Annotated in this window: 19 protein-coding genes; 8 read left to right on the plus strand and 11 right to left on the minus strand. The window is 66.1% G+C overall.

Annotated features, from left to right (window positions below; all coding sequences use genetic code 11):
* Window positions 1-57: 57 nt before the first annotated feature.
* Both E8M83_RS01190 and pyrE read left to right on the plus strand, forming a co-directional pair.
* Window positions 58-2,016, plus strand: coding sequence for an ATP-binding protein (locus E8M83_RS01190; RefSeq protein WP_137171571.1), 1,959 nt, complete (start codon window positions 58-60; stop codon window positions 2,014-2,016).
* Between the two features lie 34 nt (window positions 2,017-2,050).
* Window positions 2,051-2,710 carry an orotate phosphoribosyltransferase gene (gene pyrE / locus E8M83_RS01195; protein WP_137171572.1) on the plus strand — a complete coding sequence of 220 codons (660 nt, stop codon included), beginning with the start codon at window positions 2,051-2,053 and terminating at the stop codon, window positions 2,708-2,710.
* A 39-nt stretch (window positions 2,711-2,749) separates the two neighbouring features.
* Here the strand turns inward: pyrE and E8M83_RS01200 are convergent, their stop codons facing one another.
* From E8M83_RS01200 to gatC, 4 genes are all read right to left on the minus strand, one after another.
* Window positions 2,750-5,728 (minus strand): SIR2 family protein, encoded by a 2,979-nt coding sequence (locus tag E8M83_RS01200; RefSeq protein WP_137171573.1) that lies wholly within the window; start codon window positions 5,726-5,728, stop codon window positions 2,750-2,752.
* Window positions 5,729-5,859: 131 nt separating this feature from the next.
* On the minus strand, window positions 5,860-7,335 hold the full coding sequence (gatB, locus tag E8M83_RS01205; protein WP_267874156.1) for an Asp-tRNA(Asn)/Glu-tRNA(Gln) amidotransferase subunit GatB: 1,476 nt from the start codon (window positions 7,333-7,335) through the stop codon (window positions 5,860-5,862).
* A gap of 11 nt (window positions 7,336-7,346) precedes the next feature.
* Complete coding sequence (gene gatA, locus E8M83_RS01210) at window positions 7,347-8,822, minus strand: Asp-tRNA(Asn)/Glu-tRNA(Gln) amidotransferase subunit GatA (protein WP_137171575.1); 1,476 nt, start codon at window positions 8,820-8,822, stop codon at window positions 7,347-7,349.
* 42 nt (window positions 8,823-8,864) lie between these two features.
* Window positions 8,865-9,164, minus strand: a complete 300-nt coding sequence (gene gatC, locus E8M83_RS01215; RefSeq protein ID WP_137171576.1) for an Asp-tRNA(Asn)/Glu-tRNA(Gln) amidotransferase subunit GatC — start codon at window positions 9,162-9,164, stop codon at window positions 8,865-8,867.
* 314 nt (window positions 9,165-9,478) lie between these two features.
* On the opposite strand from gatC, the gene E8M83_RS01220 reads away from it, so the two are divergent.
* From E8M83_RS01220 to E8M83_RS01245, 6 genes are all read left to right on the plus strand, one after another.
* Window positions 9,479-10,522 (plus strand): rod shape-determining protein, encoded by a 1,044-nt coding sequence (locus E8M83_RS01220; RefSeq protein ID WP_005667820.1) that lies wholly within the window; start codon window positions 9,479-9,481, stop codon window positions 10,520-10,522.
* A 100-nt stretch (window positions 10,523-10,622) separates the two neighbouring features.
* The gene (mreC, locus tag E8M83_RS01225) at window positions 10,623-11,708 is read left to right on the plus strand and encodes a rod shape-determining protein MreC (protein ID WP_137171577.1); all 1,086 of its coding nucleotides are present in this window, start codon (window positions 10,623-10,625) and stop codon (window positions 11,706-11,708) included.
* A 6-nt stretch (window positions 11,709-11,714) separates the two neighbouring features.
* Window positions 11,715-12,233, plus strand: coding sequence for a rod shape-determining protein MreD (gene mreD / locus E8M83_RS01230; RefSeq protein WP_137171578.1), 519 nt, complete (start codon window positions 11,715-11,717; stop codon window positions 12,231-12,233).
* A gap of 16 nt (window positions 12,234-12,249) precedes the next feature.
* A complete protein-coding gene (gene mrdA, locus E8M83_RS01235) occupies window positions 12,250-14,229 on the plus strand; it encodes a penicillin-binding protein 2 (protein WP_137171579.1) in 1,980 nt (659 codons plus the stop codon).
* Window positions 14,230-14,232: 3 nt separating this feature from the next.
* Entirely contained in the window at window positions 14,233-15,351 is a 1,119-nt protein-coding gene (gene rodA, locus E8M83_RS01240; RefSeq protein WP_137171580.1) for a rod shape-determining protein RodA, read from the plus strand.
* A gap of 19 nt (window positions 15,352-15,370) precedes the next feature.
* Window positions 15,371-16,402: a septal ring lytic transglycosylase RlpA family protein gene (locus tag E8M83_RS01245; protein ID WP_137171581.1), complete on the plus strand. Its 1,032-nt coding sequence runs from the start codon at window positions 15,371-15,373 to the stop codon at window positions 16,400-16,402.
* 66 nt (window positions 16,403-16,468) lie between these two features.
* Here the strand turns inward: E8M83_RS01245 and E8M83_RS01250 are convergent, their stop codons facing one another.
* The 7 genes from E8M83_RS01250 to argS all read right to left on the minus strand — a co-directional run bounded on the left by E8M83_RS01250 (window position 16,469) and on the right by argS (window position 22,923).
* Entirely contained in the window at window positions 16,469-17,284 is an 816-nt protein-coding gene (locus tag E8M83_RS01250) for a PEP-CTERM sorting domain-containing protein (protein WP_137171582.1), read from the minus strand.
* A 210-nt stretch (window positions 17,285-17,494) separates the two neighbouring features.
* Window positions 17,495-18,226, minus strand: coding sequence for an SPOR domain-containing protein (locus tag E8M83_RS01255; RefSeq protein WP_137171583.1), 732 nt, complete (start codon window positions 18,224-18,226; stop codon window positions 17,495-17,497).
* A complete protein-coding gene (locus E8M83_RS01260; RefSeq protein WP_137171584.1) occupies window positions 18,220-18,963 on the minus strand; it encodes a type III pantothenate kinase in 744 nt (247 codons plus the stop codon). Before E8M83_RS01260 ends, E8M83_RS01255 begins: the two co-directional genes overlap by 7 nt.
* Window positions 18,960-19,724: a biotin--[acetyl-CoA-carboxylase] ligase gene (locus E8M83_RS01265; protein WP_137171585.1), complete on the minus strand. Its 765-nt coding sequence runs from the start codon at window positions 19,722-19,724 to the stop codon at window positions 18,960-18,962. The genes E8M83_RS01260 and E8M83_RS01265 overlap by 4 nt, the downstream gene beginning before the upstream one ends.
* On the minus strand, window positions 19,721-20,500 hold the full coding sequence (locus E8M83_RS01270) for an SDR family oxidoreductase (RefSeq protein ID WP_137171586.1): 780 nt from the start codon (window positions 20,498-20,500) through the stop codon (window positions 19,721-19,723). Before E8M83_RS01270 ends, E8M83_RS01265 begins: the two co-directional genes overlap by 4 nt.
* 8 nt (window positions 20,501-20,508) lie before the next feature.
* On the minus strand, window positions 20,509-21,180 hold the full coding sequence (locus E8M83_RS01275; protein WP_137171587.1) for an SPOR domain-containing protein: 672 nt from the start codon (window positions 21,178-21,180) through the stop codon (window positions 20,509-20,511).
* Between the two features lie 30 nt (window positions 21,181-21,210).
* Window positions 21,211-22,923 (minus strand): arginine--tRNA ligase, encoded by a 1,713-nt coding sequence (gene argS / locus E8M83_RS01280; RefSeq protein ID WP_137171588.1) that lies wholly within the window; start codon window positions 22,921-22,923, stop codon window positions 21,211-21,213.
* Window positions 22,924-23,025: the final 102 nt, after the last annotated feature.

Consider the following 23,025-nt stretch of genomic DNA (forward strand, 5'->3'; position numbering starts at 1 on the left):
TCCTCTGCACCCTACGCCGCGCCACTTCTTGCGCCGCATTGCCTTCTTCCCAAGTCCATGAACACTGACAAACCGCTACTCGCGGGCCTCGTCGATTCCGGCGCATGCCTGCATGACGCATCGACCTTTGATCTGGCCGATTTCGTGGAGAACGCCGTCGAAGGCTTGCACCGGGTCGGCCCGGACGGCACCATCCTGTGGGCCAACCGCGCCGAGCTGCACATGCTCGGCTATGAATGGGACGAGTACGTCGGGCGCCATATCGCCGAGTTCCACGACGACCCGGCCACGATCGACTACATCCTGGCCACCCTGCTGTCGGGCGGCGTGCTGTATGACCAGCCGGCGCGCCTGCGCTGCAAGGACGGTTCGATCAAGCATGTGCTGATCCATTCGAACGGCCATTTCGAGGAAGGCCGGCTGCGCCATACGCGCTGCTTCACGCGCGACGCCACCGAGCGCCACGAGCGCGATGTCGCGCTGGCCCAGCGCGACGCGATGCTGCTCAATGCGCCGGTGGCGACGGCCCTGCTGATGGGGCCCGAGCTGCGTTTCCATCTTGCCAATCGCCGCTACTGTGAACTGGTCGACTGCGCCGACCTGTTGGGCCGCACCTTCGACGAGGCTTTTCCGCGCCTTTCCGGCAGCGGCGTGACCGGGGAGATCAAGCGCGTGTTCGCCACCGGCGTGCCGTATCACGCAGAAGAGCTGGCGCTGACCCGGCTGGACGCCGACGGCCAGCCGCATGAGCGTTATTTCAAGTTCAGCCTCGAGCCGCTGGCGGGCGCCGACGGCCGTCCGGAAGGCGTGATCGTGGTCGCGGTCGAGGTGACCGAACACGTGCGCAGCCGCCAGGCGATCGAGCGCGCCCACCGCGAGCGCGAGCGGCTGCTGGTGGACCTGTCCGCAGCCAGCCAGGCCAAGGACGAATTCCTGGCCATGCTGGGCCACGAGCTGCGCAATCCCCTGTCGCCGATCGTCACCGCGCTGCAGCTGATGCGCATGCGCGGCGATGGCGCGCATGGGCGCGAGGGCGAGATCATCCAGCGCCAGGTCGATCACCTGGTGCGGCTGGTGGACGACCTGCTCGACGTCTCGCGCGTCACGCGCGGCAAGATCGAACTCAAGGTTGAACGGATTGCGCTGGCGCGGGTGACGGCCAAGGCGGTCGAGATGGCGAGCCTGCTGGTCGAGCAGCGCCGCCACCAGCTGCAGGTCGAGGTCGAGCCGGGCCTGGAGTGGGAAGGCGATCCGGTGCGCCTGGCGCAAGTGGTGTCGAACCTGTTGACGAATGCCGCGCGATATACCGAGCCGGGCGGCCAGCTGTGGCTGCGCGCGCGGCGCGACGGACCTGATGCGCTCGAGATCAGCGTACGCGACACCGGCATCGGCCTCGCGCCCGAGGTGCGCGAGCAGGTGTTCGAGCTGTTCTTCCAGGGTAAACGCGGCATCGACCGCGCCGAAGGCGGGCTCGGGATCGGGCTGGCGCTGGTGAAGAACATCGTCGAGCTGCATGGCGGCAGCGTCCAGGCGCATAGCGCGGGACGGGGCCTGGGCAGCGAGTTCGTGGTGCGCCTGCCGCTGCGTAGCGCGGCCCTGGTGCTGGCGCCGGCGGAGCCGCTGCCGGCGGTAGTGGCGGCCGGCGCGCCGCAGCGCGTGCTGCTGGTGGACGACAATGCCGACGGCGCCGATACCCTGGGCCGGCTGCTGCGCGCCCACGGTCACACGGTCGAGGTGTACTACGACCCGGTCAGCGCATTGGCTGCGCTGGAGCGGTTCAGTCCGACCGTGGCGCTGCTCGACATCGGCCTGCCGGTGCTGGACGGCTACCAGCTCGCTGCGCGCATCCGCGCGCGCCCAAGCGGGCAGGGCTGCCGACTGGTCGCGCTGAGCGGCTACGGCCAGGCGGCCGACCATGCGCGCAGCCAGGCGGCCGGCTTCGAGCGTCACCTGGTCAAGCCGGTCGATCCGATCGATGCGGCGCGGGTAGTCGCGGCCGCGCCGCCGACGGATTAAAATAGCCGCTTTCGATATCCAGGGGAGAAGCACAATGAGCGATCTGCGCCAGCAATTCATCGGTTTTTCGGTCGAGGCCGAGGTCTTGAGGTTCGGCCAATTCACGACCAAGGCCGGCCGCCTGTCGCCGTACTTCTTCAACGCCGGCCTGTTCCACGACGGCGCGACGCTGGGTAAACTCGCCCAGTTCTATGCCCAGACGCTGCTCGATTCGGGCGTCGAGTTCGACATGCTGTTCGGCCCCGCCTACAAGGGCATCACCCTGGCCAGCGCCACCGCCGTGGCCCTGGCAGCCAAGGGCCGCGACACCTCGTTCGCCTACAACCGCAAGGAAGCGAAAGACCACGGCGAGGGCGGTACCATCGTCGGCGCCAAGCTGCAGGGCAAGGTCGTGATCATCGACGACGTGATCTCGGCCGGCACCTCGGTGCGCGAATCGGTGACGATGATCCGCGCCGCCGGCGCCGAACCGGCAGCCGTCCTGATCGCCCTGGACCGCATGGAACGCTCGGGCAAGGACGACGCGCTGTCGGAACACTCGGCCGTGCAGCAGGTGTCGCAGGAATTCGGCATCCCGGTGATCTCGATCGCGAACCTGGACGATTTGTTCAGCTACCTGTCGCAGGGCTCCGGCGCCGACCTGGGCGCGCACAAGGATGCCGTGGCCGCCTATCGCGCACGCTACGGCGTCTGAGAGGGAGCGGCCTGGCCTTTTGATCGCTCATTTGATTGCTCATTTGATCGTCTTGCGATAAAGGTTTTCCGCTAGCCTCAGCAGCACATTCCCCTTGCCGAGATGATGGATCTCGCGGTGGATCGCTTCCAGGCTGGCGCGCGCCTCGCTGGTCGCGCGGTTGTTGGCCGCAATCAGGGCAATGCCGTATTCGCCATACAGGCGGCCAGCGGCCACCTGGCTGTTCTCGACCAGTTTGTGGAAACGCTGCGCCGCTTCTTCCTGGGCGCGCGGATCATTTACCTGTGCAAGCAGGGCAAGGGCGATCCGCGGGCTGGTCTGGTAGCCATCGCCTTCGCCACCATAGCGCTCGGTCAGGTGCTCCGCCTCGCGATAGGCTGTTTCCGCCGCCTTCGCCCTGGCCACCCTGCGCTCCAGCGCTTCCAGTTTCGCGGCATCATCCTGCGCATCGTGTGCCTCCAGCGCCTGGCTTTCGTGGTACAGGACGTCGCCCGAGATCATTTCGACGCGCTCGCGGATCCAGTCCTTGTTCGCCTTGTCGGCTGCGTCCCTGGCCAATGCAAGCTGGTGGTGCGCTTCGTGGTAGTCCTTGCGTTCGCTTGCCATGCGCGCCCGCCAAGCGGCGGCCAGGGTAAGCAGATCGGGGTGCTTCGCCGTGTCGACCAGCGCCAGCCCGCTGTCGATCTGCTCGGCCGCCGCGTCGGGCTCGCTGTTTTCCATATGGGTCCAGGCCAGGGCATCGATCTTCAGCAGGGCGCACAGGACGTTGGAACGCTCCTTGTCGCCGTCTTGTGCCTTGTCGAGCATTCCGATTGCCGCCTTGATGAACATGGTTCGTTCGGCGTTGAGAAAGCGGCTGTCCATATAGTGCACGAGCAGGAGCACGAATTCGACGATCAGCGGTGTCGATGCGATGTGCAACTGCTCCTGGCTCGCACGCGTCATCACATGCTTGATGATCGGCCAGTACGGATCGACCTTCGACATCTGATCGCGCACCAGGGCGTTCCAGTATTCTTCGCCGATCTCGCTGCGGCAGACCACGTTGTGATCGCGTTCGTCGCGCAGGAAATCGAGCAGGTAGGCCGCGAGGCGGTCGAAGGATCCGTCTGGATCGGATAGCCCACCGAAGCGCCTGGCCAACAGGATTTTCGATGTGCGGTGCATGCCGAAGGTATCGCATCGGGTGTCGCGTTCGAGCAGGCCGAAGCGTACGCAGTAGTCGGCTGCTCTCGCAAAGCCTTCGTCTTCTGCCTTGTCATGCCCGCAGCACGCGGCGCGCAGCAGCGCCGAGGGCACAGGCCCGGAATCGGGAAATACCAGCATGGCCCGCAGCACCCGGTGTGTGCGAAGGTCGCGCTGCTTTAGTTCATCGGCAATCTTGCCGATGAGTTCGTCGAAGAGCGACTCGATATCGCCGGCGTGGTTCCCGCTTATCCCCTGGAAGACGGCATGCGTGCTTTCGGTGCCGAAGGCCAGCCCCAGGGCCAGCTGGATCGCCTGGGGATTGCCCAGGGTATGGCGCGCCAGGGCGGCAATGTCGGTGTCGGCCAGTCCATCGGGAATCGCGCGCCTGAGCATGATGGACTCGGCATGTTCCTTCACCATGGCGCGGGCCTCGTCTTCATTCAGTCGGCCGACCTGGACCATGAAGCCGAGCAGGTCCAGGCTGCGCGAGGTCACGATGATCCGGCTTCGGGGATTGCCTTCCGCGCCGAGATATTCGAGCCATTCCTTGGTCTCGGCCAGTTCGCTGTCGTTGCTGCTGCCATCTTCCAGGTCTTCGATGACGACGATGACCCGGTGTTCCTCGAGCGCCCGGGTGGCTTCTTCCTTCATCTCGTCCGGCGATGGCGCCGCCGACGGAAAGGATTCGAGCGCATTGAGGATGGTGCGCAGGATGTGGCTGAATGCATGGGGCTGCGCGGCGCTGGCCGAACGAATCCAGATGACTTGCTCGAACACGTCGCTGACCACGACCGCGCCGCCGGGAACCAGCATGCTCGCCACCGCCTTGGCCACCAGTTGCGTCTTGCCGATGCCTGCCTCGCCCTTGACGACGATCACCGAGACATCGCTGCGCAGTAGTTCCTCAAGCCGCCGCAGCGTGCGCAGGCGGATCAGCGAGTGCTTGAACCTGGGGATGTCGCCGGTAAGCCGTACCGGACTCGCCGGCGCCAGCTGCTGGCGCTTGCGGCGCTCGTACCTGCGCAGCTTCTGCAGGAAACAGTCCAGCCAATGCTCGATGCACCGGTACTTGTCGCGCGTGCCTGGTTCGGGATTCAAGGCGATGACCTTGATGCCACGTCGTTCCAGGCCCTTGACGGCCAGGGGCTGCGGGTCGAGTTGGAGGGAGTACAGGAGCGGCCGATCGGGGCCCGATTGCGCCGCGACTTTTCCGAGGATCATGCCGAAATCGGGGTCGCTGAAGCTATAGCCAAGAAACAGCACAGTATGGGTCTGCAGCTCGACCTTCAACAGGTCGGCCACCGCGGGATTCTTGGTGAAGTAGCCGTAATAATCGTTCGCACTGATGACCAGCGAGCCGGGGGCTGCGAGGTCGCCATGCAGCTTCACGATCGACAGGGTCGAGGTGTCCGAAAAACCGACGTGCGAGGCATCGTGGATGACGTGGCGGTTGATGCCTTTCTTGTGCGCCGCCCGTTCCAGCAGGTCGTCGAAGTTGGTCGTATAGATGCGCTGCACGGGCAGGCTGACGATGAGGTCGTGCGCATGGCTGGCCTGGTAGCGTACGTCGCCCGTTGCGCGCTTCAGGTAGCGGACCATGGCCGACCGGCCGTGCGCCGCCTCGTACTGTTCGGCGACGTCGAGATGGCTGGCGGATGGAGAAACCAGTGCACCGAGCTCCTCGCGCAAGGGCTCGATCAACTGGGCCCAGGATGGCAGTTTCGAGCGCATCGAGATGCCGGCCCCGACGAACACCGTGCCGTTGCCGCTGGCAAAGCGCTCGATCAATTGCCGATCGATCTCGGGACAATTCGGCTTTTTCTTTTCCACGTGCGGCTCCCGCCCAAACCTTCACGCTATACGTGGTGCATATGGACGGTTTGAGGGAACGCAAAAACGCCCCGGGCGATTTCTCGCGCGGGGCGCCTGGCGGTCCGGGCCGCGGTCGCGGTCGAGCGCGCTTAGCCTGCCAGTTTCTGCTTCAGCAACTCGGTCACCTGGGCCGGATTGGCCTTGCCTTTCGACGCCTTCATCGCCTGGCCGATCAGGGCGTTGATGGCGGCTTCCTTGCCGGCGCGATATTGTTCGACCGATTTGGCGTTGGCGGCCAGGACTTCGTCGACGATCGCTTCCAGCGCGCCCGTGTCCGAGATCTGCTTCAGGCCTTTCTGGTCGATCACCGTGTCGGCCAGCGCTTCATCGGCCGATTTGGTTTCCCACATCGCGGCGAAGACTTCCTTGGCGGCCTTGTTCGAGATCGTGCCGTCGGCGATGCGCTTGATGAGCAGGGCCAGTTGGGCCGCGCTGACCGGGGCGTCGGCCAGTTCCACAGCTTCGCGGTTCAGGGTCGACGAGACGTCGCCCATCATCCAGTTGGCGGCAGCCTTCGCGTTTTCCTTGCCGGCCTTGGCCACCACGGCTTCGTAGTAGGTCGCCATCGCCTTCGACGAGGTCAGCACCAGGGCGTCGTATTCCGGCAGGCCGTACTCGCCCGTGAAACGCGCGCGCAGGGCGCCCGGCAGTTCTGGCATGTCGGCCTGGACGCGGTCGATCCACTCCTGGCCGATCACCAGCGGCGGCAGGTCGGGATCGGGGAAGTAGCGGTAATCCTGCGCGTCTTCCTTGGTGCGCATCGAACGGGTCTCTTTGCGGTCCGGGTCCCACAGGCGCGTCGCCTGGATCACCTTGCCGCCGTCCTCGATCAGCTCGATCTGGCGCCGCACTTCGTAGTGGATCGCTTCTTCCATGAAGCGGAACGAGTTCAGGTTCTTGATCTCGCAGCGGGTGCCGAATTCCTTCTGGCCGACCGGACGCACCGAGACGTTGACGTCGCAGCGGAACGAGCCCTCTTGCATATTGCCGTCGCAGACGCCCAGCCACATCACCAGCGAGTGCAGCGCTTTCGCATATGCCACGGCTTCGTTCGCGCTGCGCATCTCGGGCTCGGACACGATCTCGAGCAGCGGGGTGCCGGCGCGATTGAGGTCGATGCCGCTCATGCCGGCGTAGTCTTCGTGCAGCGATTTACCGGCATCCTCTTCGAGGTGGGCGCGGGTCAGGTTGACGGTCTTGGTCTCCAGCTTGCCGTCTTTTTCATAGGCGAAGCTGATGGTGCCGCCCTGGACCACCGGATCGTCCATCTGGCTGATCTGGTAACCCTTCGGCAGGTCGGGATAAAAATAGTTCTTGCGCGCGAAGACCGATTGCGGCGCGATCTTCGCGCCGACCGCCAGGCCGAAACGGATCGCACGCTCGACCGCGCCGCGGTTCAGCACCGGCAGCACGCCCGGCAGCGCCAGGTCGACCGGGCTGGCCTGCGTGTTCGGCTCGGCGCCAAAACGGATCGAGCTGCCGCTGAAGATTTTCGATTGGGTCGTGAGCTGGACGTGATTCTCAAGACCGATGACGACTTCCCATTGCATAGTGATTCTCTCTATTCTGTGCGCGTTTAAACGCCTTCAGGCGTACGCTGGTGCCAGTCGGTCGCCTGCTGGTACTGGTGCGCGATGTTCAGCAGTTTCGCCTCGGCGAAGTAGTTGCCGATGATTTGCAGGCCGACCGGGCGCTTGCCATTCTTGTCACCGGTGCCGAAACCGCAAGGGATCGACATGCCCGGCAGGCCGGCCAGGCTGGTCGACAGGGTAAAGATGTCGGCCAGGTAGTTCGCCACCGGGTCATTCGCCTTGGAGCCCAGGTCCCAGGCCACCGTCGGCGCCACCGGTCCCATGATCACGTCGCACTTGTCGGCGAAGGCGGCCTGGAAGTCGTCGGCGATCAGGCGCCGGATCTTTTGCGCCTGCACGTAATAGGCGTCGTAGTAGCCGTGGCACAGCACATAGGTGCCGACCAGGATGCGCCGCTTGACCTCGGTCCCAAAACCTTCGGCGCGGGTTTTGCGGTACATGTCCTGCAAATCCTTGTACTCGCTGGCGCGGTGGCCATAGCGCACGCCGTCGAAGCGCGACAGGTTCGACGAAGCCTCGGCCGGGGCGATGATGTAATAGGTCGGGATCGACAGCGCCGTCTTCGGCAGCGAGATGTCGACCAATACAGCGCCCAGCTTCACGAACTGATCGAGCGCCGCGCGCACCGCGCCTTCGACGTCGCTCGCCAGGCCTTCGCCGAAGTATTCGGCAGGCACGCCGATGCGCAGGCCATCCAGGGGCTTGTCCAGGTCGCGCGTATAGTCTTCGCGTACATTGCCTTGTTCGACCGTCAGGCTGGTCGAATCGCGCTCGTCGAAGCCGATCATTTCGTTGAGCAGCAGCGCGCAATCCTCGGCGGTCTGGGCGATCGGGCCGCCCTGGTCGAGCGACGAGGCGAAGGCGATCATGCCGAAGCGCGACACGCGGCCATAGGTCGGCTTGATGCCGGTGACGCCGCAGAAGGCGGCCGGCTGGCGGATCGAGCCGCCGGTGTCGGTCGCGGTAGCGGCCGGCGCCAGGCGCGCGGCGATCGCGGCGGCCGAGCCGCCCGACGAGCCGCCCGGCACGGCGCTGGCATCCCACGGATTCCTGACCGCGCCATAGGCCGAGTTTTCGTTGGCCGAACCCATCGCGAATTCATCGAGGTTGACCTTGCCCAGGGTGACCATCCCGGCCGCCTTGAAGCGGTCGACGACGGTCGCGTCGAAAGGCGAGACGTAACCGTCCAGCATCTTCGAGCCGGCCGTGGTGCGCCAGCCGCGGGTGACGAAGATGTCCTTGTGCGCGATCGGCACGCCGGTCAGCGGGCCGGCCGTGCCCTGGGCCAGGCGCTCATCGGCGGCCGCGGCCTGGGCCAGCGTCAGTTCATGGTCCACGTGCAGGAAGGCGTTATGCCCGCTCGCGTCGATGCGGCCGAGGTAGTGGCGCGCCAGCTCGGTCGCGGATACCTGTTTCGAGTGCAGGAGCGTGGACAGCTCCTTGATGGTCTTGTTGTGCATGTGCGGTTCGATCTTTTAGCGATTCGTGAAAGCGGCGGGCGGTTACTCGATGACCTTCGGCACCAGGTACAGCCCATCCTGCGCCTTCGGCGCCGGCGCCTGGTAGTCGTCGCGGCGGTTCTCTTCGGTGACCGCGTCGTCGCGCAGGCGCAGCGGCAGGGCCAGGATGGCCGACAGCGGCTGGGCCAGCGGCGCCACGCCGGTGGTGTCCACCGCCTGCATCTGTTCGGCCAGCGCGAAGATGCCGTTCAGCTCGGCCAGAGCGGTCTCGGCATGGGCGTCGTCCATGTCGAGCTGGGCCAGGTTGGCGATGCGTTTTACGTCGGAAAGGGTCAGGGACATGGCAATATGGCGCGCCAAGAGCGCGCAAAAAATGATTCAGCGAATAATGAATGTTAGCAAGATGTCAGCGAACGGCTTCTTAAAGGCGATAAAACCCTGCAAACACCGTCCAAATCGCTTGCAAATCGGTGGGGAAAACCACCTGTATTGAGCATGTAAACGACAAATTATAAGGTAGAATGGCGGGCTAATGCGTTGTCGTGCCGAAAGCCTGGCACCCTCGCATGCGAAGTCCGCGGTGCCCATGCGTGGCAGGTGCGGCACAGAATCCCCGATCAATGTTTAGGCGCACATTGATGCGCATCAGGACACCCATGTTTGGTTTTTTACGCAGCTACTTCTCGAATGACCTGGCGATCGACCTCGGCACCGCCAACACGCTGATCTACGTCCGCGGGCTGGGCATCGTCCTGGACGAGCCTTCGGTGGTCGCGATCCGCCAGGAAGGTGGCCCGAACGGCAAGAAGACCATCCAGGCAGTCGGCAAGGAAGCCAAGCAGATGCTGGGCAAGGTGCCCGGCAATATCGAAGCGATCCGCCCGATGAAGGATGGCGTGATCGCCGACTTCACCGTCACCGAGCAGATGCTCAAGCAGTTCATTCGCATGGTGCACGACTCGAAATTCTTCCGTCCGTCGCCGCGCATCATCATCTGCGTGCCGTGCGGCTCGACCCAGGTCGAGCGCCGCGCGATCCGCGAATCGGCGCTCGGCGCCGGCGCCTCGCAGGTCTACCTGATCGAAGAGCCGATGGCGGCCGCGATCGGCGCCGGCCTGCCGGTGTCCGAAGCGACCGGCTCGATGGTGGTCGACATCGGCGGCGGCACCACCGAAGTGGGCATCATCTCGCTGGGCGGCATGGTCTATAAAGGCTCGGTGCGCGTCGGCGGCGACAAGTTCGACGAAGCCATCGTCAACTACATCCGCCGCAACTACGGCATGCTGATCGGCGAACAGACCGCCGAAGCGATCAAGAAGGCGATCGGCTCGGCGTTCCCGGGTTCCGAAGTCAAGGAAATGGAAGTCAAGGGCCGCAACCTGTCCGAAGGCATCCCGCGTTCGTTCACCATCTCGAGCAACGAGATCCTGGAAGCGCTCACCGATCCGCTGAACCAGATCGTGTCGGCCGTGAAGAACGCGCTGGAACAGGCGCCGCCGGAACTGGGCGCCGACATCGCCGAAAAAGGCATGATGCTGACCGGCGGCGGCGCGCTGCTGCGCGACCTCGATCGTTTGCTGATGGAAGAAACCGGCCTGCCGGTGCTGGCAGCCGAAGATCCGCTGACCTGCGTGGTGCGCGGTTCGGGCATGGCCCTCGAGCGCATGGATAAACTTGGTTCGATTTTCTCGTACGAATAAGACGCGCGCGATCGACCAGGGCGGGCAGGGCGTGCGGTCACAAGCTGCGCGCATCTGCCCGCCTTGGTATTGACCGCCCGCGTTACCACCAACGGACGTCATGGAATACAGTCCTCCGCCGCTGTTCAAACAAGGCGCCCCTGCCCGTGTCAAGGTGACGGTGTTCGCACTGATCGCGATCATATTGCTGTTCGTCGACGCCCGCATGGGATTGCTGGCCGGGGTGCGCCAGGTGGCGGCCACGGTGCTGTATCCGCTGCAGATGGCGGCCCTGATGCCGCGCGAGGCGCTGGCCAATATGGACGAGTATTTCTCGTCGCTGTCGACCCTGCAGAAGGAAGTCCAGGCCCTCAAGCACCAGGAGCTGGCGCGTGCGCAGCTGCTGCAGCAGGCCCAGTTCCAGATGGCCGAGAATGCCCATTTGCGGCGCCTGATGGCGGGCAAGCAGCAACTGCCGGTGCAGTCGCAGATGGCCGAGATCCTGTACGACGCGCGCGACCCGTCCACGCGCCGCATCGTGATCAACCGCGGTTCGCGTGACGACGTCACGCTCGGCCTGCCGGTGATCGACCATGCCGGCGTGGTCGGCCAGGTCACGCGCGTGTTCCCGTTTACTGCAGAAGTGACGCTCCTGACCGACAAGGACCAGGCGATTCCGGTGCAGGTGCTGCGCAGCGGCCTGCGCAGCATCATCTACGGCCGTGGCAATACTGGCCTGCTCGACCTGCGCTTCGTGGCGCAAGACGCCGACATCCAGGTCGGCGACGTGCTGGTGACCTCGGGCCTGGACGGGATGTACCCGGCCGGCCTGGCGGTGGCGCGCGTGACCCAGGTCGAGAAGGCCACCGGCTCGTTCGGCCGCGTGGTCGGCCAGCCTCTGGCCGGCATCGACCGCAACCGCCAGGTGCTGGTCATCATGTCGCACAGCGGCCTGCCGCCACGCCCGGCGCCAGAGACGACGCCTGCCGCCGGCCGCCGCAATATGCCGAAGATGACGCCGGTGCCGCAGCCGCCGCTGCCAGCCGCGCCGCTGCCGGCGGCCGGCACGCCGGCCAATGCGCCGGCCCAGGCCGCGCCGTCCACCAACGGAACGGCGGCGCCGGCCCTGCCGCCAGCCGCCGCGCCGACTTCCACGCCACCCGCAACGACCGCGACCGCGCCAGCGCCGGCCGCCCGAACGGAGTAAGCCGCCATGTCCGGTAGCCGTCCGCATTACATCCTGCTGCCCGTCAGCCCGCTGTTCATCGCCTTCAGCCTGGTGTGCGCCTTCATGCTCAACCTGATGCCCTGGGGGCGCTGGGTCGGGGCGCCCGACTTCGTCGCGCTGGTGCTGGTGTTCTGGGGCATCCACCAGCCGCGCAAGGTCGGCATCGGCGTCGCCTTCTGCATGGGCCTGTTGATGGACGTGCACGACGCCAGCCTGCTGGGCGAGAACGCGCTGTCGTACACGCTGCTGTCCTACCTGGCCATCATGATCCACCGCCGCGTGCTGTGGTTCCCGGTGATGACCCAGGCCATGCACGTGTTCCCGCTGCTGCTGCTGGCCCAGGCCATCCAGCTGGTGGTCCATTTCGTGGTGTCGGGCCGCTTCCCGGGCCTCTTGCAATTCGTCGAGAGCGTGGTGGCGGTGGCCATCTGGCCGGTGATCACCTGGCTGCTGCTGGCGCCGCAGCGGCGCGCCGTCGACCGCGACCACACCCGGCCGATCTGACCAGGTTCGATCCAGAATGACCGAGTTCAAGGACAGCGACCGCGAGATCCACCAGTTCCGGATGCGCCTCACGGCGCTGGTGGGCCTCGTCTTCATCTGCTTCGGCCTATTGGTTGCGCGCGTGGTCTGGCTGCAGGTGCTGCACCACGACCAGTACGCGGCCCAGGCCGAGGACAACCGCATCGCACTGGTGCCGATCGTGCCCAACCGCGGCCTGATCGTGGACCGCAACGGCGTGGTTTTGGCACGTAATTATTCGGCCTACACGCTCGAGATCACGCCCTCCAAGCTGCAGGCCGACATGGAATCGGTGATCGACGAGCTGGCCAAGCTGGTCGAGATCGACGCCCGCGACCGGCGCCGCTTCAAGCGCCTGCGCGAAGAGTCGCGCAGCTTCGCCAGCGTGCCGCTGCGCACCCGCCTGACCGACGACGAGGTGGCGCGCTTCACCGCCCAGCGCTTCCGTTTCCCCGGCGTCGAGGTGCAGGCGCGCCTGTTCCGCCAGTATCCGATGGGCGAAGTCGCCTCGCACGTGATCGGCTACATCGGCCGCATCAACGCCAAGGAGGCGGCGGCGATCGAGGAGGGCGACGACGCCGCCAACTACAACGGCACCGACCATATCGGCAAGGAAGGCGTCGAGAAGCGCTACGAGCGCCAGCTGCATGGCACGACCGGCTACGAGCAGGTCGAGCGCTCGGCCGGCGGGCGCGCGATCCGCACGCTCAAGCGCACCGCGCCGGTCCCGGGCAGCAACCTGATCCTGTCGATCGACATCGAACTGCAAAAGATCGCCGAGGAAGCCTTTGGCGAGCACCGCGGCGCGCTGGTGGCGATCGAACCGTCGACCGGTGACGTGCTGGCCTATGTCTCGCGCCCCGGCTTCGACCCCAACCTGTTTGTCGACGGCATCGACACCCAGAGCTGGAACGAATTGAACACGTCGCTCGATCGCCCGCTGATGAACCGGCCCTTGTCGGGCACCTATCCGCCTGGCTCGACCTTCAAGCCCTTCATGTCGCTGGCGGCGCTGGAGATGGGCTTTCGCCGTCCGCAGGACGCGATCCGCGACCCCGGCTTCTTCATGCTGGGCGGGCACCGCTTCAATGACGACAAGCCGGGCGGCCACGGCATCGTCAATATGTACCATTCGATCGCCCACTCCTGCGACACCTATTATTACCAGCTCGGCAACGAGATGGGGATCGACAATATCTCGAAATTCATGCGCGAATTCGGCTTCGGCCAGCCGACCGGGATCGACCTCGACTACGAAAAAGTCGGGGTGCTGCCCTCGAAGGAATGGAAGGCCGAGCGCTTCAAGCGCAACCGCGCGGCCCAGAAATGGGTAGGCGGCGACACCATCTCGATCTCGATCGGGCAGGGCTTCAACCACTACACCATGCTGCAGCTGGCGCATGCGACCGCGATCCTGGCCAATGACGGCGTGGTCATGAAGCCGCACCTGGTCAAGATGATCGAGGATGGCGTCAGCCGCGAGCGCACCCTGACCGTGCCCAAGGAAACCCGGCGCCTGGCGATGAAGCAGGAACACCTCGACTTCATCAAGGATGCGATGGCGGGCGTGATGCGCGAGGGCACCGGGCAGCGCGCGTTTTCAAGCGCCACGTATACTTCGGCCGGCAAGACTGGCACCGCGCAGGTGATCGGCTTGCGCGGCAAGAAGTACGATGCCAACGCGATCGACGAACGGCATCGCGACAATGCGCTGTTTACCGCCTTCGCGCCGGTCGAGCAGCCGCGCATCGCGCTGGCGATGGTGGTCGAGAACGCCGGCTTCGGCGGCGTCGTGGCGGCGCCGATCGCACGCAAGGTGCTCGACTATGCGATCCTCGGCAAGCGTCCGGCGCCGCCGCCCGAACCGAAGAACACCACGCGCCCGGTCACCGTCAAGAAGGCCGCGCCCGCCCCAGCGGCCGCGCCGGCCCAGGTGGCCGCCGCTCCTACCGCTGCCGCCGCCACCCGAACCGAGTAAGCCATGGCCCATATCCCAGAACGGCGCTCGCTGCGCCGCCGCCTGCGCCCCTATTTCACGGTGTTCGACCTGCCGCTGACCCTGATCCTGGGCCTCCTGGTGACGATCAGCATGGTCACCATGATGTCGGCCGGCGCCACCTTCCCGGACCGGGTCGAACACCAGGTCCGCAACTTCCTGCTGTCGTTCGCCGTCATGTGGATCGCCGCGAACATCGCGCCCCAGACCCTGATGCGCCTGGCGGTGCCGATCTACACGATCGGCATCTCGCTATTGATCGCGGTGGCCCTGTTCGGCCTGATCAAGAAGGGCGCCCGGCGCTGGCTGCACATCGGCGTGATCGACATCCAGCCGTCCGAGATCATGAAGATCGGCCTGCCGCTGATGCTGGCCTGGTACTTCCAGACCCGGGCCCAGGTCGCCGAGTGGAAGCATTACATCATCGCGGCCGTGATCCTGTTCATCCCGGTCGCCCTCATCATGGAACAGCCCGACCTGGGCACTTCGCTGCTGGTCGCGTCCTCGGGCCTGTACGTGATCTTCCTGGCCGGCCTGTCATGGAAGGCGATCGCCGCGGTCACGGCGAGCGTGCTGGCGTTTCTGCCGATCGGCTGGTCGATGATGCACGACTACCAGCGCGAGCGGGTGATGACCCTGATCGACCCGACCTCGGACCCGCTGGGCAAGGGTTTCCACATCATCCAGTCGATCATCGCGATCGGCTCGGGCGGCGTGACCGGCAAGGGCTATATGCAGGGCACCCAGGGCTACCTCGAATTCGTCCCCGAGCGCACCACCGACTTCGTGTTCTCGGTGTATTCCGAGGAATTCGGCCTGGTCGGCAACCTGTTCCTGCTGTTCGTCTACCTGCTCCTGATCGGGCGCGGCCTGATGATCGCGGCCAATGCGCCGAACGCCTTCGGCCGCCTGCTGGCCGGCTCCATCTCGATGATTTTCTTTACGTATGCCTTCGTCAATATGGGCATGGTGGCCGGGATCTTGCCCGTGGTGGGGGTGCCGCTACCCTTCATGAGCTATGGCGGCACCGCCTTCATCACCCTCGGACTTGGCGCCGGCATATTGATGAGTATTCAAAGACATCGTAAACTGGTGCAGACCTAGACTTCATAAAGGACAGCCAATGGGCGTTCGTACAAGCTTCCTGGCGGTCATACCGGTTGCCATTTTAGTATCGGCTTGCAGCAGCACGGGAGAGCACAAGAAGCTCAATCCCTTCCCCTGGCCGCACAAGCCGACCGCCAAGCACGGCAAGGCGCCGCAGCTGCCGCCCGCCAAATCGGGCCGCGGCGGCTACTACAAGGACGACGGCCCGGGCGACAACATCCCCGACGGCCTGCTCGAGGTCCCTGATGCGGTGGTCAAGTCCGAGCCGTTCAACAAGTGGACCGGCCGTCCGTACACGGTGCTGGGCAAGACCTATACCCCGCTGGGGAACGACGAGCCGTACAGCGCGCGCGGCGTGAGCACCTGGTATGGCGTCAAGTTCCATGGCCAGCGCACCGCTTCCGGCGAACTGTACGATATGTACAAGATGACGGCCGCGCATCCGACCCTGCCGATTCCCTCGTATGTGCGCGTGACCAGCCTCGATACCGGCAACTCGGTGGTGGTGCGCATCAACGACCGCGGTCCCTTCCACGCCAGCCGCATCATCGACGTCTCATATACGGCGGCGCTCAAGCTCGGGCTGCTGGGCAAGGGCAGCCACGAAGTCGAGATCGAGCGCCTGTTCCCGGGCGATCCGATCGTCCCGCCGGCCCGGATCGCGGCGGCGCGCCGCGAAGTCGCGTCGATCGCGCAATCGGCGCCGCCCGAGATCGAGGCGCTGATGCTCGAAGACCGGATTCATTCCGACAGCGCGGCGCTGGTGCGCCAGGCCGAGCCCGAGCCCGAGTCGGCGCCTGTGCCTGCGCCGGCGAGCGCCGGCCGCTACTTCATCCAGCTCGGCGCCTATGGCCGGGCCGGCACCGCCGAGGCGATGAGCGAGAAGATCAGCAATGCCGGCGTCGAGCTGGGCCAATTGGAGGTGGTCAAGGTGGGTTCGCTGAACCGCCTGTACGGCGGCCCGTATGCCAGCCGCGCCGAGGCAGCCGAGGCCATGCGCGCGCTGCCGGCGAGCCTCGGCTTCAAGCCGATCGTGATCCAGCGCTGAGCTGGGCTCCAATAAAAAAATGGCCGGTGATGAACCGGCCATTTTCTTTCAGTGGAAGAGAACCGCTTATGCCTTGGCGGCGCTGCTGCGGCGACGACGGGCGAAGCCGATGGCGGCCAGGCCGGCACCGGCGAGCAGGACGCTCGACGGCTCAGGCACTTCGGCCGGCTCTTTGCCTGGTTCTTCGACCGGGATGTCGATTTTCGTGTAGTCGAGCAGCAGGTTGGCGCTGGTCAGCACCAGGTCGCCACCGATCTTCAGGGTCAGGCCGAGCTTGCCATCATTGAGCAGCATGTCGATGATGGACTTGTTGTTGATGAAGCCCTTGATTTCGAATTCGCCCGAGTTCTGGAACGAGTTCTCGTAGGTGGTCGTGACGTTCGAGGAAGCCTTTGCGCAGCGCTTTCCATCGCAGTGTTTGAATTCGCTGCGAGTGCTGTCCTTGACCTTGGTGACCTGGTCGAACCACATGCCCTCGGTGCTGCCGCTACCGAGCGTGAGTCGGTCGAACATCACCTTGGCGGTTTCCACACCGGTGTAGTAGTAGTGGGTATCGGTGGCCGTCACATCGCGCGAAAAGGCGTTCTTGTTCTTGTTATAGACATATTCACCCTTCGTATCGTCGCGGCGATCCCAGCCGCTCCACAAGCCCCTGTCGCCAGTGTCCGAGAACTTGAACGAGAACGACAGGCTGTTGACGGTGTAGTCGGCGGGCAGGCCCGACAGGCCGCTGAAGACCGAGGTGTACGTCTTCGGGAACCAGGTACTGCCCGACAGCTGTTGGCCGGTCAGCTGGCTATCCAGCGAAATAGCGGCGGCAAAGGCGGAAGCTGGGATGGCGGTGCTGGCAACGAACAGTGCTGCGATGATGATCTTTTTCATATTTCCCTCAAGTAATCTATTTTTTATAAAAACAACTTAGTTTGATATATAGCAATTAGTGTGCCAGAAACATAAATCTTTGTTTTTATTAACTTTAATTTTTTCACGCAAACATTGGTGTAAAGATTTTCGACACTGGCGACGGATCTGGACGCAAAAAAAAGCGCACCAGATGGTGCGCCTGTGGGCGATACGGCAGGACGTGTGCCGCTATTCGCAACTGCGCAAGCCGGCATTCGGATAGCCGTCGGCGATCCCCGCCAGGCGCGTGCGCACGCCAGGCTCGATGGCGCGGTATTGGTAGGCTGCGCGCTGTACCTGCGGGCCGCGTGGCAGCACCTGCACACCGCGTACACCCTGGCGCTGCAGTTGCGTCACCAGTTTCTGCGCCGCGCTGTCGGTCTTGAAGACACCCAGCGAGATCGCCCAGCGCAGCGGCGAGTCGCCCTGCATGATGTAAAAATTCTCGACACCGCGTTCCTTGAGCTCGGCGGCGCGGCGCTGGGCGCCTTCGCGGCCGCCGTTCGGCGGCAGATAGACCAGGCGGCTGCTCACTTCCTGGAACGGCACCTCGACCCGGGTCTGGCGCGCGGCCAGGTCCAGGTTCGCGATGCGCGACTCGAAGCGGCGCGCGTCGGCGGCGCTGAAGGGGCCGGCCTGGACGCAGGCGACCAGGTCCGGGGCGACCGCGACCGGCGCCGTTGGCGCTGCCGGCGCCTCGGTCGCGGCGGCTTGCGGCTCGGCGGCTTCCTCGGCCTCGACGGCGTCGAGCGCGCGCTTGGCTTCGACCGCCGTCAGCTGCGTCAGGCGTTCGGGCGCCAGCTGGTTCTTCAGCCGCGCCGGTTCGCGCTCGCCACCGCCGGGCTGGCCCAGCACCCCCTGGCCATAGGCCAGCAATGCCGCGTTCGCGGCCAGCAGCGCCCAGAAGACGAATTTCAGCACCGAGCTTCTCCCTTTGTCGACGCGGCCGCCGCATGCAGGCCGACCAGCACGATATTATCGACCACCAGGTGCGCAATCTTGAGCGCCGGCGCGATATAGGGCGCGGCGCCGCCCGAGACGATGCAGGCCGCGGCGCGATGCCCGGCCACCGCGCGCTCGATGGCGCCGGCCTGCGCCGACAGCACGCCAGAGAGAATCGCGTCGTTCGTGTTGTCGCCGAACAGGGCGGGCAGGGCGCCCGGCGCCACCTGCGGCAACTGGGCCGTGTTGCTGGCCAGGCTCGACGCCATCAGGGCCAGGCCGGGCAGGATCATGCCGCCCACGAAGCGGCCGTCGGCGCTCACCGCGTCGACCGTGGTCGCGGTGCCGCAGGTTGCCACGATCACATCCTGGCCGGGCGCCAGCGCGCGCGCGCCGATGGCGGCGGCGAAGCGGTCGCAGCCCAGGCGGGCCGGCTCGCGGTAGCCGTTGCAGAGGCCAGCGCGTTCAGGCGTGGAGGCGAACCATTCGACGGCGATTCCCGTCGGCAGCGCAGCCGCGATCCGGGCGGCCAGCTCTGGACCGGCCACGTTCGACACCAGCGCCTGCGTCACGCCACGCGCGGCCCATTCGGCCGCAAGGTCGTCCAGCCGCGCGTGCAGGACAGCGCCCTGGGCGCGCCATGTGCCGGGCGCCGCGGCGGCATCGGCCAGTGCCCACTTGACGCGGGTATTGCCCGCATCGACCAGCAGCATCATGCCTTGACCCGCAGCGACACGTCGCCGGCCATCACCGTGATCCGGCCCTGGTCCGTGTCGAGCAGCAGGCGTCCGCTGTCGTCGACGCCGGCGGCGCGGCCTTCGTGCAACACGGCGCCGTTATCCAGCAAGACCACGGTCTCGCCCTGCCAGGCGTGGCGCAGGTTCCAGCGCGCGGCAAACGCCGCGAAGCCGCGCGCGGCGAATTCCGCCAGGGCCGCGGCCAGGCCGTCGAGCAGGGCCGCCATCAATGCGTCGCGTTCCATGCGCGCCAGCCAGGGCACGCCGGCGGCGCTGCGCCCCAGTTGCGCCTCCATCTCGTCGGGCATCAGGAGGTTCAGGCCAATGCCGATCACGGTCCAGGTGCCGCCGCCCGGCGCCGACCCGGTCTCGACCAGGATGCCGGCCAGCTTGTCGCCATCCTTGAGCAGGTCGTTCGGCCATTTGAGCTGGACTTGCTGGCCCAGCGCGCCCAGCGTCTCGGCCAGCGCCACGCCGATCGCGAGCGGCAGGCCGCTGAGCGCCTGCGGGCCGCCGTCGAATTTCCAGGCCAGTGAAAAGGTCAGCGAGCCTTCGGGCGACGACAGCCAGCTGCGCCCGGCGCGGCCGCGGCCCGCGGTCTGGTGCTCGGCCACCAGCAGCAGCGGCGCATCGAGGCTCGCGGCGCGCGCCAGCAGGTCGGCGTTGGTGGAGCCGGTTTCGTGGACGACTTCGACCGCGACCCCGGAGCGCGACAGGCTGGCGATGTGTTCCGCGTTCATGCTTCCCCCTGGCGCTGTTTGGTCGGCGCGCGCGCGAACAGGCGGTCGAACACGACGTTGGGCAGCAGGCGCAGCAGCCTGGCGACGACGCCCATCTGCCAGGGCAGCACGCGGTAGCTGTCGCCGCGCGCGATCACGGCGGCGGCCTGCGCGGCGAAGCGCTCGGCAGGCATCAGGAAGGGCATGGGAAAACGGTTCTTGCTGGTCATGGGAGTATCGATGTAGCCGGGGGCGATCGTCACTACCCGGATGTTGGAGCCGCGCAGTTCGAGCCGCAGCGCCTCGCAGTAACTGTGTACGGCGGCCTTGCTGGCGCAGTAGGCGCCGGCGCCGCGCATGCCGCGGATGCCCGCCACGCTGCCGATGCCCACCAGGCGGCACGGTGTCGCCTGCTGCCGCATGGCGGCGATGAACGGGGCGAAGGTGGCGACCGTGGCGTTCACATTGGTGGCGAACACGGCATCGAACACGGCCAGGTCGGCCGGGCGGTCGGTGAGGGTGCCGTGCGAGATGCCGGCGCTGGCGATGACGATGTCGGCGCCGCCCGCGGCGAGAAAATCGTGCGCGGCCGCCGCCAGGGCATCGCGCTCGAGCACGTCGACCGCGTAGATGTGGTGGCGCTCGGGATTTGGCAGCGATGCCGCCAGGGCCACCAGGTGGTCATGGCGGCGCGCCAGCAGGCCGAGCGTGGCGCCGCGCGCGGCGTACTCGCGCGCCAGGGCGGCGCCGATGCCGCTCGAGGCGCCGGTGATGAAGACGCGCTCTGGCCGCGCCATTCGCCTGGTCAGCGCTGGTTGCGCACGATGGCGACGTCGATGCCGCTGTCGAGCAGCTTGGCGCGCGCCTTGTTGACGGCTTCGACTTGCGAATACGGGCCGACGCGCACGCGGTGCAGCACGCCGCTGTCGGTGCTGCGGTCGGTGATCGCGGCCTCGAAGCCGAGCAAGGCCAGCTTGGCGCGGGTGTTCTCGGCGTCGGACATTTCGCGGAAGGCGCCCGCCTGCAGGTAATAGATATAGCCGTCGGTCACGGCCGCGGCGCCGGGTGCGGGGGCGGCGGTGTTGACTGGCGCGGCCGGCACCGGCGCGGCGGCAGGGCGCGGCTCCTGCATGCCGGCGATGGCGGCGCCCAGTGGATCCGAATCGGCTTGCTGTCGCGGTGCGGCCGGCGCAGGCGCGCTTGGCGCCGGCGCGGGCGCGCCCGGCTGGGCCGGCGGCGCCTGCGGCACCGGCGCCCGGTTGCCGTACAGCGGCTTGTTGGGGTCGGAGGCCTGGCTCGGCTCGAGGTCGGCCGGACGGCCCATCTTGTTGGAACGGTCGGTGAAGGGCGAGGCGCCCTTGGTGATCACGAGCGCGACCGCCACCGCGATGCCCAGGCCGATGATCAGGCCGATGATGATGCCGGTCAGGGTGCTGCCGCGTTGGTGGCGCTGCGAGAAATGTCGGATGGCGGTCATGTCGCTTTATCTGAATATGAAACGTTGGGCTTACATCTTCTCTGGCGCCGAGACGCCGATCAGTGCCAGGCCGTTGCGCAGCACCTGGCGGGTGGCGGCGGCCAGCGCCAGGCGGGCCAGCTTGAGTGCTTCGTTGTCGTCGAGCAGCCACTTGTGCGCGAAGTAGTAGCTGTGCAGCTCGCCGGCCAGTTCGCGCAGGTAGAACGCGACCTGGTGCGGGCCGAGTTCGGCCTGGGCGCGCTGCAGCATCTCGGGGTAGGCCGCCAGCTTGGCCAGCAGCTGCGACTCGTGCGATTCGGTCAGCGGCGACAGATCCACGCCGGACAGGCTGGCGACGTCGCCGCCCCAGTTGGCCAGTGCCGAGCAGATGCGCGCGTGGGCGTACTGCACATAATAGACGGGATTTTCGTCGTTGGTCGCGAGGGCGACGTCAACGTCGAACACGAACTCGGTGTCGGCCTTGCGCGAGATCAGGAAGAAACGCACCGCATCGCGGCCGCGCGTGACGTCGCCATTGCCCGACCATTCGATCAGGTCGCGCACGGTGACGTAGGAACCGGCGCGCTTGGAGATCTTGACCTCTTCGCCGTTCTTCATGACGGTGACCATCTTGTGCAGTACGTAGTCGGGATAGCCCTGCGGGATGCCGATGTTCACCGCCTGCAGGCCGGCGCGCACGCGCGCGATGGTGCCGTGGTGATCGCTGCCCTGGATATTGATCGCCTGGTCGAAGCCGCGGCGGAATTTCTGGATGTGGTAGGCGACGTCCGGTACGAAATAGGTATAGGTGCCGTCGGACTTGCGCATCACGCGGTCCTTGTCGTCGCCGTAGTCGGTGGTCTTGAGCCACAGGGCGCCGCCGTCTTCATACGTCTTGCCGGCATCGACCAGGGCCTGCACCGCGGTCTCGACCTTGCCGTCGGCGTACAGCGACGACTCGAGATAGTAATTGTCGAACTTGACGCCGAACGCCTGCAGGTCCTGGTCCTGCTCGTTGCGCAGGTAGGTGACCGCGAAGCGGCGGATCGATTCGATGTCTTCGACGTCGCCGCTGGCGGTGCTTGGGGCGCCGTCGCTGGCCGACACGGTCTTTTTTGCCAGGAAATCGGCCGCGATGTCGGCGATGTAGTCGCCGTTATAGGCCGACTCTGGCCATTCGGCGTCGCCCGGCTTGAAGCCGCGCGCGCGCGCCTGGACCGAGGTGGCCAGCGTGGCGATCTGGACGCCGGCATCGTTGTAGTAGAACTCGCGGGTGACTTCGATGCCCTGCGATTCGAACAGCGACGACAGCGCATCGCCCAGCGCGGCCTGGCGGCCGTGGCCGACGTGCAGCGGGCCGGTCGGGTTGGCCGAGACGAATTCGATGATCGCATGGTGGCCGCTGGCTGCGCCGGCGCGGCCGAAGGCTTCGCCCTGCTCGAGCACGCTGCGCACGACCGATTGCTTGGCGGCGGCGGCCACGCGCAGGTTGATGAAGCCGGGGCCGGCAATGTCCGCTGATTCGATCAGTCCCTGCGCGCCCGGCTCGGCCTGCAGCGCGGCGACCAGGCGGGTGGCCAGTTCGCGCGGATTGGTCTTGAGCGGCTTGGCCAGCTGCATGGCGATATTGCAGGCGATGTCGCCGTGCGAAGGATCGCGCGGACGCTCCAGCACCACATTGGGGGTGAGGTCGGTGCCGGCGACGATCGGGGCGAGGGCTGCCTGGAACAGGGCAACGATGTGTTGTTTTTGTTGGGCGAGCATGGGAATGGTCGAATAATAGGTGCTGCTGATGGACGGCGCCTGCTTCCCGGACGGTGAGCCGGTAGATGAGCAGGCAAACAGCGGACATTATACTAGTTTGAT

Origin of the sequence: Massilia sp. HP4 (assembly GCF_005222695.1) — a bacterium.
Lineage (GTDB): Bacteria > Pseudomonadota > Gammaproteobacteria > Burkholderiales > Burkholderiaceae_D > Telluria.